Genomic DNA, 14,597 nt, shown 5'->3' on the forward strand with positions numbered 1-14,597 from the left:
AACGCCAGCGGCCGCTTCCGCAGGAACAGCCGCCGCCTCTGCCGGTGCCGGTCCCGGCTCCGAGCCGGGCTCCCCGGCCGCCGTGCCCGCTTCCGGTGCCTCCGCCACTGCGGCTTGGGCCGTTCCGGACGCGGGCTCCCCCGCCTTGCCCGTGGCGGTGAACGCGGCCGGATTGGCCAGCCCGGCCATGCCTGCAACGGAAGGTGCGCCCCCGCCGTCGTCCGCCAATGCCCCCGGCACAACGCCGCCGGCGGTCATGGCGCAAACCGCTGCCACCCCCAACGCGCCTCGCAGCCGCTTGCGGTTCCTGTTCCCGCCGGCCCGGCTTTCACCGTCCCCATCCGGCCGGCCGTACCACTGTGTGGAATCACCCATGATGCAGTTCCCTCTCGCCGCCCCGTCGCCGGGCCGGTCTCAGGTGCGAATGTACGGACGTCTCCCCTGCCCGTTCTTGCTCGTGTGCGCACCGAAGTACGCTGCGGCCGCCGCCCCCGGCCGGCCACACCCACAGGTTCCCCCGAACCTGGGCTTCCCAGTCGGCCGCTGCCGCCCGCCCCCAAGTGCGCACAGCAGCCGCCGGCCGCCGCCAGTCCCGACGGATGGGCCCCGCAGCGGTTATCGAAAGCGTAGTGCCGCTGCCGCAGCAGGGCTAGGTGAATCCATTAGCGTGTTCGGGAACCGGCCGGTTTCATAAGGTTTCCCGAAGGTACTCGTCCGGGTTTCGCCGTCAGGCCCATGGGTCCGCCCGGTGCTCCGGAACCAAGCACCGGCGGCAGGCGCGCAGCCTCAGGAACGTGCCTCCCCGCCGTCGTTCGCGACCTGGCGTGCACGCCGCACATGGCTGCGGGCATGCTCCACCGCGTCGTCCAGCTCCGCGAACAGGTGCCGGTGGTGCCGCAGCGACTCAAGCACGCCGACCTGCCGCGCGAGTTTCAGGTGCCGCTCCTGGAGGCCCTTGATCAGCACCGTGATCCCGCGTCGCTCCAGTGCGGTGACCAGCTCGGCGACCACCTTGGCACCGGTGGCGTCGAGGATCTGCAGCTGGGACATGCGGATAATGACCACCTGGACATTGCGGATGGCGCTGACCCGCTCGAGCATCCGCTCGGCCGCGCCGAAGAAGAGCGCGCCGTCCAGCCGGAAGAGCGCAATCTGCTCGTCACCGTCTTCCGACTGGCCGGGCAGCTCCTCACGGTGCACGCCGCTGGCCTTGGCGAGGGAGCGCAGCGCGAAGAAAGCCGCGACCGCAATGCCGATCTCGACGGCGAGGATGAGGTCGAAGGACACGGTAATCACGGCGGTGACGAAGAACGTGATGGTGTCGGCGCGGGTGGAGCCGAGCACGCTGCGCAGGGTGGCCAGGGAGACCATGCGGCAGGCGGTGACCATCAGCACGCCGGATAGTGCGGCGAGCGGGATCTGGGAGACCGGCCCGGTGGCCAGGTAGACCACGCCCAGCAGCACCAGGCCATGGACGACGGCGGCGGCCCGGGTTTGGGCGCCTGCCCGTATGTTCACTGCGGTGCGGGCAATGGCGCCGGTGGCCGGCATCCCGCCGAAGAAGCCGGCGGCCACGGAGGCCAGGCCCTGCCCCACTAGCTCACGGTCCGCGTCGTACGGTCCGGTGTCCGAAATTGAGGCGGCCACGCGTGCCGACAGCAGCGACTCGATGGCGGCCAGGGCTGCAATTGTGAGGGCGGGCCCGAGCAGCGTCGCGGCCAGGGCCGGATCGACGAAGGGCATCGACGGAGCCGGCAATGCACCGGGCAGCTCACCGATCCTCGTCACGGGCAGATCCGCGATCCCGGCAATCACCGTGGCGGTAATGATCCCGATGATGGAGCCGGGCAGCTGCGGATGGAGCCGCGGTGCGAAGACCATGATGGCGGCGACGACCAGCACCAGCACGACCGGCCAGACCAGGGTGGCAGGGTCCGTGGCCTGCAGCGACTGGAAGGCGGCCATGGCGGCGTTGGTGCTCTCGCCCGCCGGGACGCCGAACGCCGCGGGGACCTGCTGCAGGAAGATGATGGCGGCGATGCCGAGCGTGAAGCCCTCGATCACCGGCCACGGAATGTAGCCGACGGCACGGCCCAGCTTCAGCGCGCCGGCGGCGAGGACGATGATGCCGGCCATGATGGTCACCAGCGCCAGCGACTGCAGGCCGTGCGTCGCGATCACCGGGGCAAGCACCACCACCATGGCGCCGGTCGGACCGGAGACCTGGACATTGGAACCGCCGAAGACGGCGGCGACGATCCCCGCCACGATCGCGGTGACCAGGCCCGCGGCCGGCCCGGCCCCGGAGCTGACGCCGAAGGCCAAGGCCAGCGGCAGGGCGACGATGCCGACAGTCAGGCCGGCAGTGAGGTCGTTCTTCCAGCTCTGTCTGAGCGGGGCATAGTCGGCTGCCCCGGGCAGCAGCTGCCGGGTGGCCTGCAGCAGGCTCATCGGTCCGCCTCGGTGCCCTGTCCGGCGGACGGCAGGGTCATGGACAGTTCCAGGTTGTTCCGGGTGGTGGCCAGGACCTCGGCGAGGAAGCTGCGAGCCACGGCGAGGAGCTCGGCCACCTGCGGGTAGGCCAGGCTGTAGAAAACCTTCAGCCCGCGGCGTTCCGCAACCACCAGATGGTGCCGGCGGAGCACGGCCAGATGCTGTGAGATATTCGAAGCTTCCTGTCCGGTGCCGGCGATCAGGTCCGTCACGGATACGGTCGGCGACTCGGCGAGCAGTTCAAGTATGCGGATCCGCACCGGATGTGCCAGCCCCTTGAACAGGTTGGCTTTCACCTCGTAGAGCGGGGCGTGGAAATTCGGCTGGTCTTCCAAGGTCGGCTTGCCTTCACTATGTGACTGATTTAGAAATCCATCATACAGCTAGACAGCCCTTGGCAGCAGTCCGGTTTCCACGGCGTAATCTCAAGGCCGGCCGGCCGACGAATGCGGCCCGCGTGCTCAGCCCGCCGGCTGCTCAGCGTGCGGCGACTGCGAAGCGCAGGGCGAAGCTGTTGAGCGTGCCCGGCAGTGGCTTGGCCGGCGTTAGCTGCTGGTGCGAGACCAGCCTGAAGTCGGCGCGGGTGAGCAACCGGGCCAGGAAGGCGCTGGAGAACATGAGCACCAGTTCGCGTGCCGGGCATTCCGCCGGGCCTTCGCTGAAGGGAACCAGCGGCCAGTCCGTCCGGCTGTCCTGGTCCAGCCAGAGGTCCGGGTCGAATCTGTCGGCGGCCGGGAGATGCCGCTGGTCGCGGCTGAAGTACGCGACGTAGATCAGCACGCCGCATTTGGCCGGCAGGACGCTCCCGTCCAAGTCGACCCGCCGGGTGGTCTGCCGCAAGATCATCGGCGTCGTGGGCCACAGCCGCAGGGCTTCGAGCACGCAGGCGCGCAGGTACGGCAGATGCCGGCCCTCCGGCTGGGCCTGCGCCTCCCGCCGCGCCGCCTCGGCCTGTCCCGGGTGGGTGGCCAGCAGGGCCAGCGTCCGGAAGGCCCCCAGCGCGGGACCGTCGAAACCGAAGAGCCACTGCGCGATCTGGTCCGCCGGGGCCGCTTCCGGCGCAGTCGCCGCCCGGGCCATAAACCAGGCCAGGCTGCCCTCGTCCGAGCTGCGCATTCTGTCCTCGACCCGGGCGAGGAACTCCGTCCTCAGCGCCAGGTTTTTCGGTTTCAGGAAGGCCCAGTTGGCGTTGGCACGCAGCGCCGCCAGCATGTCCGTCAGTTCATAGTCATCGCGGGCGCTGTCACCGAAGACCACCCGGCGTGCCATCCGGTACCAGGCCTCCGCGAAGGCGTTCCATTCGAGCATGCCGGCTGCCTCCGCCCGCTGCAGCAGCTCATCGGCTTCCTCGCGGGCCATCCGCAGGAAAGCATCGGCGGACCGATGGACCGGGTTGCCGGAATCGAGCGCCTGCTCGTGCAGCCGGCGACGCAGCTCCCGGTCGGCCCCATGCGAAATCAGCACGTTCCGGGGTTCGAAATGGGACAGCGCCGCCCGCTTCTCGCTGCTGGCCGTGGCGAACGGCTCGGGCGAATGCGCCAGGACGCTGTGGACGTGGCCGGGCGCCAGGATGACGGCCTGCCGCCGGAACGGAATCCGCAGCAGCAGCGGCCCGTCGCCATACTTACCGTTGAGCTTCTGCAAACGCCGCACCGCCCGCTCGTCGAGCTGCAGGCGCTCCGCCACGGCAACGGCCTTGGGCCGCCGGAAGAGCGTGCCTTTCGCGAGCGTCGGAACGAGGACCTCGCCCAGGATCGCGAGCGTGTCCGGCACCGACGCCTTCGGCAGCGCTCCTCCGCTGGTGGCCATCATGCCTCCGGTCAGGCGTCTTCGCGGCCGGGATTCTCCAGCTGGAAGAAGTTCGACTGCGAGCCGTCGCTGCGTTCCTCCTGGTAGATGAAGTTGAGCTGGCGCTCGTCGAACGTCTTGAACCATTCGTCCCAGCTGACCTCGCGCAGGTCGCTGCTGCCGCCGCCGAAGTCGAAGCGCAGCACGCCGAGGTGGTCGCCGTGCTCCGTGCCGCTGACGGTGGCCGGCTTTGCGTTCCGCGCCTCGGCCCACTGCTTGATCACTTCATGGTGGGTCGTGACCAAGCTGCGGCCCTGCCGCTCGGGCTCCTCGTCGGGCGACGTCACTTCCTGCGAGTACTTGAGCGAGTCCGAGGTCTTGGGCCCGGTGCGCACCTTGCCGCCTTCCGGCCCGGCGCCGACGTCCTCCGAACCGCCTTCGCCCTGCCGCCCCTTGCCGGCCTGGACCAAGGCGTCGATGAGCTCTTCCTTCTTCATGTCCGACGTGCTGCCGATGCCTGCATCCTTCGCCTTCTGGCGCAGGTCGTCGACCTTCATGTCCCGCAACTCGGACTCGTTGACGTCCGGGGTGTTGGGAGTCTGGTTGCCGGGTTCGTTGGCCATGGAAAGCTCCTCCTTCAAGCGGTTGGTGCCTTGCTGCCGAATCTACTGGAGCGCCACCGGCACGGCTAGGGATCGGAGTGGATCCGCTGGCATGTTGTCGCCCCCTATCGGCCCCCGGACCCCGGGCTCCAGCCGGCTCCTACTGCTTTCCGTCCAGCTCACCTGCGCACAGACGCTGCACCACTGCGGTGAGCATGTGCAGGCCGGCGACGATGTCTTCGTCCCGGGTGTACTCATGCTCGTTGTGCGAGATTCCCTCCACAGATGGGACGAACAGCATGACTGTGGGGACGATGTCCTTCATGTTGGTCGAGTCGTGCCCGGCCAGGGTTTTGACCCGTCCGTACGCCAGCCCCAGGTCCACGGCAATCTTCTCCGCCAGCTCCACGCCCTCGGGCTGGTACGGGGTGACCGGCCAGCAGTGCGAGGAGCCCTTCTCCACAGAAACGTTGGCCAGGTTCTCGATCTCGGCCAACCGGTCATGCAGCAGCTGGTCCGCCTGGGCCAGCACTTCCTCGTCTGCGGAGCGCAGGTCCAGCAGCAGCGTAACTTTCGACGGCACGACGACGGGCGAGTTGGGGTAGACGTCCAGCTGGCCCACCGAGGTGTGCAGGACCCCGGGGAACCGGTCCGCAATCTCCCGCGCGGCAACGACCAGCAATGAGGCGCCGAGCAGCGCGTCTTTGCGATCGGCAATTATGGTGGAACCCGTATGGGCCTGCTCGCCGTGCACCACCAACTGGTATTTGTTGGCGGCCCAATTCGAATCGACGACACCGATCGTGATGCCTTCGCGCTCCATACTGCGGCCCTGCTCGATATGGATCTCGGCGCAGTAGGCCGCTTCCGGGCCGTCGCCGGTACCGAGGCTCCCAACGGACTTCAGCGCCTCCTCCACCGTGGTGCCGGCGGAGTCAGCTGTCGCCAGCGCGTCCTCCAGGGCGAGCTTGCCGGTGTAGACCGAGCTGCCCATCATCGAGGGCTTGAAACGCGCGCCTTCCTCGTTGAACCAATTGACGACGGCGAGATTGTATTTGGGCTTCGACGTCCCGTTTTCACAGTGGTCGGCAACCCGAATGGCGGCGTGCGCCGCGGCCAGGACACCGTAAGCGCCGTCGTACCGGCCCGCCGTCGGCTGCGAGTCCAGGTGCGAACCGACAAGGACGTACGGGGCGCCGGGGACCAGTTCGAGCAGGCCGAATTGGTTGCCGATCCGGTCGAACTCCACGCGGAAGCCGTGCCGTTCGAGTAGCCGCGTCAGCCAGGCGCGCTGTTCGCTGTCGGCTGCGGTGCCGGCCAGCCGGTGCACGCCGCCGTTGGCGGTCGCGCCGAAGGTGCACAAGGTGGCGAAGTCTGCGACGAATTTCGCATCGTTGCCAGTGAAGGCTGCCGGATTTGGTTCAAGGATGGTGGTGCTCATGATTGCTCCTTTGGAAGCGTTTGGGGCGGGCGCGTGACCTGCCGGGCTGAGGGCATTGCCGAGCGTGCATATTGCAGGCGGGAGCCAGCGCGATGCAGCGGAACGGTTCAGGAGATTGTCCGCGGGGCACGGGTTCCGGGGTCCTGCAGTACATGCAGTACCGCGGGCTTACCGCTGGCCACGGCCCGGCGAAAGGCAGCTTGGAAGTCCTCCGTGCGTTCCACACGCTCGCCGTGGCCGCCGTAGGATTGCGCCCAGGCGGCAAAGTCAGGATTGGTCAGATGGGTGCCGGAGGGACGGCCGGGGTACTCGCGTTCCTGGTGTTCGCGGATAGTCGCAAAGCACTGGTTATCCACCACAATGGCGATGAACCTGCCGCCGTAACCGACCGCCGTCGCTATTTCCTGACCGTTCATCATGAAGCAGCCGTCGCCCGCGACCGACACCACCTGGCGTTCCGGGAAGATCAGGCTGGCAGCTACGGCGGCGGGGATGCCCATGCCCATGGCTCCGTTGCGGGGCGCCGCGAGCGAGTTGGCTGCGGTGTGCTGCAGGTAGCGTCCCGGCCACAGTGCATGGTTGCCCGCGCCGTAGGTAATGACCGCGTCCTGCTCCAGCTCGCTGCGCAGTACATTCATGCAGACGCCCATATCGACGCCGGTCCCGCCGTCGGGCAGTGGATTGGAGTAGCATTCGTAGTCGGCGCGGGCGTCCGCGAGCCAGTTCGGCTGCGGCGCGATGTGGTAATTCTCAGCGGCGAGCGCCAGGCTGAAGGCGGTCACGTCCGCGACAATGTGCTGGTCCACCCGGCCGTGATGGCCGAGAGTATCGCCGGGCATGACGAGCACGGTCTCGGCACTGAGACCGCGGGTGTAACCGTCGCTCAGCACGTCGCCGCGCGGACAGCCGATCAGCACCAGCAGGTCCGCTTCGTCGAGTCGTCGGGCGTTGGCGTCGCTGCGGGCATAGCCGAGGTAGCCGATGTAGGAGTTGCCGCCATCGAGCACATGCGGCACGGCGTCATAGGCGCGCCAATCGGCTGCGACCGGAACCCCGTGCACGGCGGCCCAGCGGGCCAAGGCTTCGCCTGACTCCTGGGTCCAGCCTTCACCACCTACAACGAGGAGTGGTCGCTGTGCCGTGGCCAGGCGGCGGCCCAGCGCTTCCAGGTCCCTTGCAGTCGGCGCCGTTTTGGCCAGGGCCCGCGGAGTAACCGGCGCCCGGTTCTGCACGGAGTGGGTCAGCACGTCCTCGGGCAATCCGATGACCACCGGGCCCGGACGTCCACTCAGGGAGGTGTGGATGGCGTCGTCGACAACGGCGGCCGCTGATGCGGCGTCGTCGAGCACCACTACCTTCTTGGCTGTGCTGCCGAACCAAGCCGTGATGTCGAACTCCTGGAACGCTTCACGTCCACGGTCTGCCACCGGAATCAATCCGACAAACAGGAGCATCGGGGTGGCGTCCTGATAGGCGGTGTGGACGGCGATGACCGCGTTGGCGGCACCCGGTCCACGCGTCACCATGGCGACGCCAGGCAGGTCGGTCAGGCGGCCTTCCGCCAGCGCCATGAAACCGGCGCCGCCCTCATGCCGGGTGACCACCGTGTTGATCGAGGAATCGTGCAGCCCGTCGAGTACGTCCAGGAAGCTCTCTCCTGGCACGCCATAGACACGTCGGATTCCGGCGGCCTCCAGCTGGGCGACAATCAGATGCCCTGCGGAGATGGAGTCCGTCACGGTGCGTGTCCGGGTCTCGGTCATAACGCTCACTATTAATCGCCCTCCAACGAGTCAAAGCTGTTCGGGTGCTCGAAGCGCTTGTCCTGGACAGAACCCGCTGCCGCCCCTAGCTGTCGGTCTTTTCCCATCATGGCAGTGGCCGGAACCTGTGGAACTAGCAATCGCCAACACGTTGTTTCGCCTAAACTGTGCTCATGCACACACCCGCTGGCAGTGCTGCCCCCTCACGCAAAACCGGTGCCGACGACGGACGCTGGTTGCAACTGGTGGGCGGGCTCAAGGACAAGCTGCCGAAGATGCAGGAGCTGTTCGTCGAACGGGTGCGGGCGATTCCTGAGTACTCAGGGCATGCCGTGTCCGGCCAGGACCTGCAGTCCGCGGCGGCCAAGGCGATCGAACTGACGTTGGACGCAATGGCGGGCAAGGAGCACTATCCGCGGCTGCTGGATTTCGCCACCGACCTGGGCGAGCGGCGGGCGCGTCAGGGCCTCCCGGCTGAGGCCCTGATCTCCGCCGTCCGGTTGGACTTCCCCATCATCTGGGCCACGCTTCTGGAAATCTCCGATGGCGACGACGCCGCCCTGCTGGTCAACCGGGCGGAGGACGTCTGGCGGGTAGTGGACGACTACGCCACGGCTACGCACTCGAGCTATCTGGCCGCCCGCGTAAGCATGGCCCAGGAGGAAGCCGGCGTTCGGCAGGAATTCATCTCAGCCCTCTTCGGCGCCCAGGGACGTCTGCCCGAAACCCGGGACAGATTCGCCAAGGCATTCAATCTGGAGCCCGAACGGCCCTATTCGATCGCAGCAGCAAAGGAGCAGTCGGCAGCCGAGCTTCGGCGCGTGGCCTCCGCACCGAACCGCAGCCGTTCCATGTTTCTGCACCAGGCCGAGGAGTACACCTATCTCTTCTGGCCCGAACCTCGCGATGCCGGTTTCCAGGATGCTCCGGACAAGCATCTCTCCTCGATTCCCTGTGGTGTGGCTACCGCACACGCGGGACTGGTGGACCTGGCTGCCGCCGGCCGCATTGCCGCAGCGCTGTCCGATCTCGCCACTCCGAATGACCAGGGGCCGATTACCGTCGACCGGCACTGGATCCGCTTGGCCCGCGCCCGGATGGATGCGCTCGGCGTAGAGATCGGTGCCGGATTGGACGCTCAGCTCGCCGCTGCCCGTCCCGACGAGATAGAGCGTTTGCATGAAACCGTCTCGGCCTTCCTTGCCAACGGAAGCGTCAGCGTGACCGCTAACCAGTTGTACTGCCACCGCAATACCATCCTCAACCGAATGCGCCGGTTCAAAGAGCTGACCGGGATCGACCTAATGGTGCCCGTACAGGCAGCCCGCGCCGTCGTCGCTTGGGCCTGAAGCCAAGCGATCTGAAACCCGATATAGCGATGTGCATGTGCCCAATCCACTGCCGCTAATGATGTGTGGATCATTCTTGTGACGGCAGTCACGCCGCAGGAATAGTGGTCTGTACGAACACCGTGTTCCACACCACAGGGGCAACAGAAGCACTTCAGGTGCACCCCTTCCTCTTCCTCATTGGAGCTTACGAATGTCTTCTGCAGCCACGCGAAGCGCTTCGACAAGTGGACGACTCGACCGCGCAAAGATGCGCAAGATTTCCACGGCAAGCGTCATCGGCACTACCGTCGAATGGTACGACCTCTTCCTCTTCGGGACCGCGTCCGCACTGGTCTTCAACCAGATCTTCTTCCCGGAGCTCGACGGCGCCATCGGCACCATCCTCTCCTTCCTCACCTTCGCCTCTGCCTACCTGGCGCGCATGGTCGGAGCCATCCTCTTCGGCCACTTCGGCGATCGTGTCGGACGCAAGTCCATGCTGCTGATCTCACTGATTGCCATGGGCGCAGCGACCTTCGCCATCGGTCTCGTTCCGGATTACAACGCCATCGGCATCGCCGCTCCCCTGTTGCTGCTGACCTTGCGCCTTATCCAGGGCCTGGCCCTCGGCGGGGAATGGGGCGGCGCTGTCCTCATGACCGTAGAGCACGCGCCGGAAAACAAGCGAGGTTTCTACGGTTCCATGGTCCAGATCGGTGTGCCCGTCGGTACCCTCATTGCCAACGTGGCGTTCCTGTTGGTGGCCGCCAATATGGACGAGACTGCCCTGCTCAGCTGGGGCTGGCGCGTACCGTTCCTGCTCTCGGCCATCCTGGTCGGGGTCGGTATTTACATCCGGCTGAACATCGAAGAGACGCCTTCTTTCCAAAAGGTCCGCGAAACCGGTGCCAAAGCGAAGATCCCGTTCGCCGACCTGATGCGGAAGTACTGGAAGCAGGTCATCCTCGGTGGCGTCGCCACCCTCTCCACTGGCAGCACCTTTACCCTGCTGGTCGCTTCCGGCGTCAATTACGGCACCAGCGAGCTGGGGCATTCCAGCGACACCATGCTCTGGGCCGTCATGTTCGCTTGCGCCCTGGCATTCTTCGCCATCCCGTTCTTCGGACGCCTCTCCGACCGTGTGGGCCGCAAACCGATCATCTACGCGGGTGTGGCCGCTGAGGCGCTGTTTGCCTTCCCAATGTTCTGGCTCATGAACACAGGCTCAGTGCCGCTGCTGTTTGTGGGCTACGGCCTCATGATGCTCGCGTTCTCCGCCAACTACGGCCCGATCGCCACTTTCCTCGCCGAGCTGTTTGGCTCCAAGGTCCGCTATTCCGGCCTGTCGGTGTCCTACATGCTCTCAGGCCTGCTAGGTTCAGCCGCCACGCCGGCGATTACCGTCGCGCTGCTGGCCGCCACCGGCCAGAGCTCCTCGATCGCCTGGTACGTGATGGGCGCGGCCGTACTTTCGCTGATCGCGCTGTACCTGCTGACCGAGACCAGGCACGGCAATATCGATTCCGTTGAGGCAGCCCCTTCCAGCGAAACCGTGGACTTTCCCGAGAGTGCAGAGGTTGCCCGGTGACCATCCGTCGCATCCACGCGGCCACCGGCTCGATCGAGCCGGTGGGTCCGTACTCGCAGGCGGTCGTCGCCAACGGATTTGTGTTCACCGCTGGGCAGGTTCCCGCGAGATCCAGCCTGGAGGACCAGCCGGAAACGTTCGCCGAGCAGGTCCGCCAGACCATTCGGAACCTGGAGGCCGCGCTGATCGAAGCCGGCTCCGGCCTGGAACACGTGGTCAAAGTGAACACCTATCTGACCGAACCGGACCAGTTGGCGGAGTACAACGCGGTCTACGAGGAATTCTTCGGCCCCCACAAGCCAGCGCGAACCTCGGTGTGCGTCAGCTTGTGGGGCGTCAGCCTGGAGATCGAATGCGTGGCGGTAGTGCCCGCACAGGAGGAGAAATAACAATGGACCTGTCCGTCACCGGAGCCCTGGGCAGCCCGCCCGCAGAGCCGGAGCTGCGCACGGAGCTCCCGTCCGGGCCGTCGGCCCGGCAACTGACCGAGCTGCTGGACCAGCTGCGCAACATCAGCTTCCCGACGCTGGGCCACTTTCTGGAAGAGGGGTTCTGCTCCTCGGGGATTCGAGCGATTGTTCCAGGGACCCGGATGGTGGGCATGGCTTCGACCGCAAGAATCCCCGACGCCGATGCAGTGGCGGTCAACCAGGCGTTGCTGCGCCTGCAACCCGGCGAGGTGCTCGTGCTGGATATGGGCGGCGACCGGCAGCACGCACCGGTCGCGCTGTCACCAGCGCCGCGGCCCGGGCGCGCGGCGCCGCCGGCATCCTGGTTGACGGCCCAGTCACCGACGTAGTCGAACTAAACGCAGTGTACGACGGCGAGGCTCTGCCCGTGTTTGCCCACGGCACCACCTGCCTCACCACCAAGCGGCACGGGTCAGGCTTGGCCGAATTCGGCATCCCGGTGAGCGTCGGCGGTGTGACCGTGCGTCCCGGCGACGTCGTTCTCGGTGACGATAACGGAGTCGTATCACTGGCGCCCGAGGCGGCAGCCGCCGTCGTACTCCAGGCTGCTGCATCCGATGCCGCCGAACCGGACATCCTCGGCCGGATCGCTGCCGGTGAGCCGCTCGAAGGGATCCTGTACCTTGGCCAGTAGCGCCCCTGCCCCTGTCCCGGCCGAAGGGCTTGCGATGTATCCGCGGATCGCCGAGCGCATTTCGGCGGCCGTCGACGCCGCCTTCGACCGGCAACTTGAGTTCACCGCCGAGCTGATCCGCGAGCCATCGCTGCGTGCTGAGGAAGCCGGCGCGCAGGAGTTGCTCTACCGGGCGATGGAGGCCCGCGGTCTGGAGATGGACCGCTGGGAAATCGACTCGGAGGAACTACGCAGCCACGTCGGCTACGGTCCGTCCACCGTCTCCTACGAGAACAGCGTCAACGTCGTCGGCACGTACAAACCGCGCACGACCGCGGGGCGCTCGCTGATTCTGAACGGGCACGTGGATGTAGTGCCTGCCGGACCTGAAGGCACGTGGTCCCGCTCCCCATGGGACGCGCAGATCGTCGACGGCTGGATGTACGGACGCGGCAGCGGCGACATGAAGGCCGGTCTCGCTGCCAACATTTTCGCCCTCGACGCCGTCCGTGCCGCGGGCCTGGCACCGACAGCTGAAATCATCGTCCAGTCCGTTGTAGAGGAGGAGTGCACCGGCAACGGTTCACTGGCCGCCCTGCTTCGCGGCTACACCGCCGATGCCGTGATCATTCCGGAGCCGGAAGAGAACATGCTGGTTCGCGCCAACGTCGGCGTGCTCTGGTTCAAGGTGCGGGTGGAGGGTGAGCCGACCCATCCGCGCGAAATGACCGCCGGCTTCAATGCGATCGACGCTGCCTACACGGTCATGTCCAACTTACGGGAGCTCGAAGAGCGGTGGAATCGGCACCGCACCTCGCACCGTTACTTCGAAGACCTCGAGCACCCGATCAACTTCAACTTCGGGACGATCATCGGCGGCGACTGGCCTTCCAGCGTCCCGGCCTGGTGTGAGATCGACGTGCGCGTAGCCATCTACCCGGGTATGACGGCGGACCAGGCCTGGCACGAGCTGCAGCAATGCCTTGATTCAACAGGCCTGCCGCTGACGGCTACCAAGACCGGCTTCTACTCCGAGGGCTACGTGCTGGAGGAAGGCTCGGAAGCCGAGACTGTCCTGGCAGGCGCCCATCGGGAAGCCTTTGGCGAGGACCTGCAGAGTTTCACGACGCCGGGCTATCTGGACGGACGGGTCTTTACCCTGTACGGCGACACCCCGACGCTGGTCTACGGCCCGGTATCCGAGGCGATCCACGGTTTCGACGAGCGGGTGGACATCGAGTCCGTCCGCCGGATCACCAAAGCCATCGCACTGTTCATCGCGGAATGGTGCGGCGTGGAAGAAGCTACGGCCGGCTGAGCCGCACGAATCCCGAGGCCTGAACGAGGACGCAGCTGATGCCCTTTCCCAAGCGGAAATGGGGCATCAGCTGCGTCCTCGATGGTGAGTGTTCGCCCGATGGAGCGTCGAGGCGGAAGGCTTAGGCCTTGCCGTCGAACAGGCTGGTGACGGAGCCGTCGTCGAACACTTCGCGGATGGCACGGGCGATCAGCGGTGCGATGGACAGCACGGTCAGCTGCGGGAACTGCTTCTCCGACGGGATCGGCAGGGTGTTGGTGACCACGACTTCCCGCGCGCCGGACTCGGCCAGGCGGCGGGCGGCCGGATCGGAGAACACGGCGTGGGTGCAGGCGATGATGACGTCCTTGGCGCCGGCGTTCTTCAGCACCTGGACGGCGCCGGCGATGGTGCCGCCGGTGTCGATCATGTCGTCGATGAGCACGCATTCGCGGCCTTCGATCTGGCCGACGACCTGCTTCGACACGGCCTGGTTGGGCACGTTGACGTCGCGCGACTTGTGCACGAAGGCCAGCGGGGCCCGCCGAGGCGCTCGGCCCACTGTTCGGCGACGCGGACGCGGCCGGTGTCCGGGGAGACTACCGTGACGTTGTCCAGGTCCACGCGCGTGCGCATGTACTCGGCCAGCAGCGGGATGGCCATCAGGTGGTCGACCGGGCCGTCGAAGAAGCCCTGGATCTGCGCGGTGTGCAGGTCCACCGAGATCAGCCGGTCGGCGCCGGCGGTCTTGTACAGGTCGGCGACCAGGCGGGCGGAGATGGGCTCGCGGCCGCGGTGCTTCTTGTCCTGCCGCGCGTACGGGTAGAACGGGGCGACCACGGTGATGCGCTTGGCGGAGGCGCGCTTGAGCGTGTCCACCATGATCAGGTGTTCCATCAGCCATTCGTTGATCGGGGCCGGATGCGCCTGGATCACGAAGGCGTCGGTGCCGCGCACGCTCTCCTCAAAGCGGACGTAGATCTCGCCGTTGGCGAAGTCGTACGCGCTGGTCGGGAGCAGCTCGATGTCGAGCTCGTTCGCGATCTCCTTGGCGAGCTCCGGGTGTGCCCTGCCCGAGGCAAGGACGAGCCTCTTTTCGCCTTGGGACTTGATTCCGGTCATGAATGATCACTTTCTGATGGGGAGGGGTTGGCGGAAGTCTGGTGGGCCTGGGCGGCGGCGGCAGCCTGCGCGGCGTCGGCGGCCTGGGC

The 14,597-nt window shown here is 66.7% G+C and carries 12 protein-coding genes and 2 pseudogenes; 6 read left to right on the forward strand and 8 right to left on the reverse strand.

Annotated features, from left to right (window positions below; genetic code table 11):
* From D477_RS08455 to D477_RS08485, 7 genes and pseudogenes are all read right to left on the reverse strand, one after another.
* A pseudogene (locus tag D477_RS08455) lies at nt 1–375 on the reverse strand (hypothetical protein); the annotation flags it as partial.
* Between the two features lie 411 nt (nt 376–786).
* Nucleotides 787–2,451: a SulP family inorganic anion transporter gene (locus tag D477_RS08460; protein WP_005268616.1), complete on the reverse strand. Its 1,665-nt coding sequence runs from the start codon at nt 2,449–2,451 to the stop codon at nt 787–789.
* Nucleotides 2,448–2,828: an ArsR/SmtB family transcription factor gene (locus D477_RS08465; RefSeq protein ID WP_005268617.1), complete on the reverse strand. Its 381-nt coding sequence runs from the start codon at nt 2,826–2,828 to the stop codon at nt 2,448–2,450. The genes D477_RS08460 and D477_RS08465 overlap by 4 nt, the downstream gene beginning before the upstream one ends.
* A 142-nt stretch (nt 2,829–2,970) precedes the next feature.
* Complete coding sequence (locus D477_RS08470; protein ID WP_202804087.1) at nt 2,971–4,305, reverse strand: cytochrome P450; 1,335 nt, start codon at nt 4,303–4,305, stop codon at nt 2,971–2,973.
* An 8-nt stretch (nt 4,306–4,313) separates the two neighbouring features.
* A complete protein-coding gene (locus D477_RS08475; RefSeq protein WP_005268619.1) occupies nt 4,314–4,904 on the reverse strand; it encodes a Rho termination factor N-terminal domain-containing protein in 591 nt (196 codons plus the stop codon).
* Between the two features lie 139 nt (nt 4,905–5,043).
* Entirely contained in the window at nt 5,044–6,324 is a 1,281-nt protein-coding gene (locus tag D477_RS08480) for a M20 family metallo-hydrolase (RefSeq protein WP_005268620.1), read from the reverse strand.
* A 107-nt stretch (nt 6,325–6,431) separates the two neighbouring features.
* Complete coding sequence (locus D477_RS08485; RefSeq protein ID WP_005268621.1) at nt 6,432–8,087, reverse strand: thiamine pyrophosphate-dependent enzyme; 1,656 nt, start codon at nt 8,085–8,087, stop codon at nt 6,432–6,434.
* 173 nt (nt 8,088–8,260) lie between these two features.
* On the opposite strand from D477_RS08485, the gene D477_RS08490 reads away from it, so the two are divergent.
* The 6 genes from D477_RS08490 to D477_RS08510 all read left to right on the forward strand — a co-directional run bounded on the left by D477_RS08490 (nt 8,261) and on the right by D477_RS08510 (nt 13,407).
* Nucleotides 8,261–9,436: a helix-turn-helix domain-containing protein gene (locus D477_RS08490; RefSeq protein ID WP_043846227.1), complete on the forward strand. Its 1,176-nt coding sequence runs from the start codon at nt 8,261–8,263 to the stop codon at nt 9,434–9,436.
* A 193-nt stretch (nt 9,437–9,629) separates the two neighbouring features.
* Complete coding sequence (locus D477_RS08495; RefSeq protein WP_081608518.1) at nt 9,630–11,006, forward strand: MFS transporter; 1,377 nt, start codon at nt 9,630–9,632, stop codon at nt 11,004–11,006.
* Nucleotides 11,003–11,395, forward strand: coding sequence for a RidA family protein (locus D477_RS08500; RefSeq protein ID WP_005268624.1), 393 nt, complete (start codon nt 11,003–11,005; stop codon nt 11,393–11,395). Before D477_RS08495 ends, D477_RS08500 begins: the two co-directional genes overlap by 4 nt.
* 2 nt (nt 11,396–11,397) lie before the next feature.
* A complete protein-coding gene (locus D477_RS23210; RefSeq protein ID WP_237740737.1) occupies nt 11,398–11,805 on the forward strand; it encodes a hypothetical protein in 408 nt (135 codons plus the stop codon).
* On the forward strand, nt 11,778–12,110 hold the full coding sequence (locus D477_RS23215; protein ID WP_237740738.1) for an RraA family protein: 333 nt from the start codon (nt 11,778–11,780) through the stop codon (nt 12,108–12,110). The genes D477_RS23210 and D477_RS23215 overlap by 28 nt, the downstream gene beginning before the upstream one ends.
* Before the next feature lie 34 nt (nt 12,111–12,144).
* Entirely contained in the window at nt 12,145–13,407 is a 1,263-nt protein-coding gene (locus D477_RS08510; protein ID WP_005268625.1) for an ArgE/DapE family deacylase, read from the forward strand.
* A gap of 121 nt (nt 13,408–13,528) precedes the next feature.
* Here the strand turns inward: D477_RS08510 and D477_RS08515 are convergent.
* A pseudogene (locus tag D477_RS08515) lies at nt 13,529–14,508 on the reverse strand (ribose-phosphate diphosphokinase).
* Nucleotides 14,509–14,597: the final 89 nt, after the last annotated feature.

It is taken from the genome of Arthrobacter crystallopoietes BAB-32, from assembly GCF_000328305.2.
Lineage (GTDB): Bacteria > Actinomycetota > Actinomycetes > Actinomycetales > Micrococcaceae > Crystallibacter > Crystallibacter crystallopoietes_A.

Excerpts from the sequence above, each read along its gene's own strand:
- D477_RS08460 (WP_005268616.1), bottom strand. The coding sequence starts at position 2,451 with ATGAGCCTGCTGCAGGCCACCCGGCAGCTGCTGCCCGGGGCAGCCGAC.
- D477_RS08470 (WP_202804087.1), bottom strand. The coding sequence starts at position 4,305 with ATGATGGCCACCAGCGGAGGAGCGCTGCCGAAGGCGTCGGTGCCGGAC.
- D477_RS08475 (WP_005268619.1), bottom strand. The coding sequence starts at position 4,904 with ATGGCCAACGAACCCGGCAACCAGACTCCCAACACCCCGGACGTCAAC.
- D477_RS08480 (WP_005268620.1), bottom strand. The coding sequence starts at position 6,324 with ATGAGCACCACCATCCTTGAACCAAATCCGGCAGCCTTCACTGGCAAC.
- D477_RS08485 (WP_005268621.1), bottom strand. The coding sequence starts at position 8,087 with ATGACCGAGACCCGGACACGCACCGTGACGGACTCCATCTCCGCAGGG.
- D477_RS08490 (WP_043846227.1), top strand. The coding sequence starts at position 8,261 with ATGCACACACCCGCTGGCAGTGCTGCCCCCTCACGCAAAACCGGTGCC.
- D477_RS08495 (WP_081608518.1), top strand. The coding sequence starts at position 9,630 with ATGTCTTCTGCAGCCACGCGAAGCGCTTCGACAAGTGGACGACTCGAC.
- D477_RS23210 (WP_237740737.1), top strand. The coding sequence starts at position 11,398 with ATGGACCTGTCCGTCACCGGAGCCCTGGGCAGCCCGCCCGCAGAGCCG.
- D477_RS08510 (WP_005268625.1), top strand. The coding sequence starts at position 12,145 with ATGTATCCGCGGATCGCCGAGCGCATTTCGGCGGCCGTCGACGCCGCC.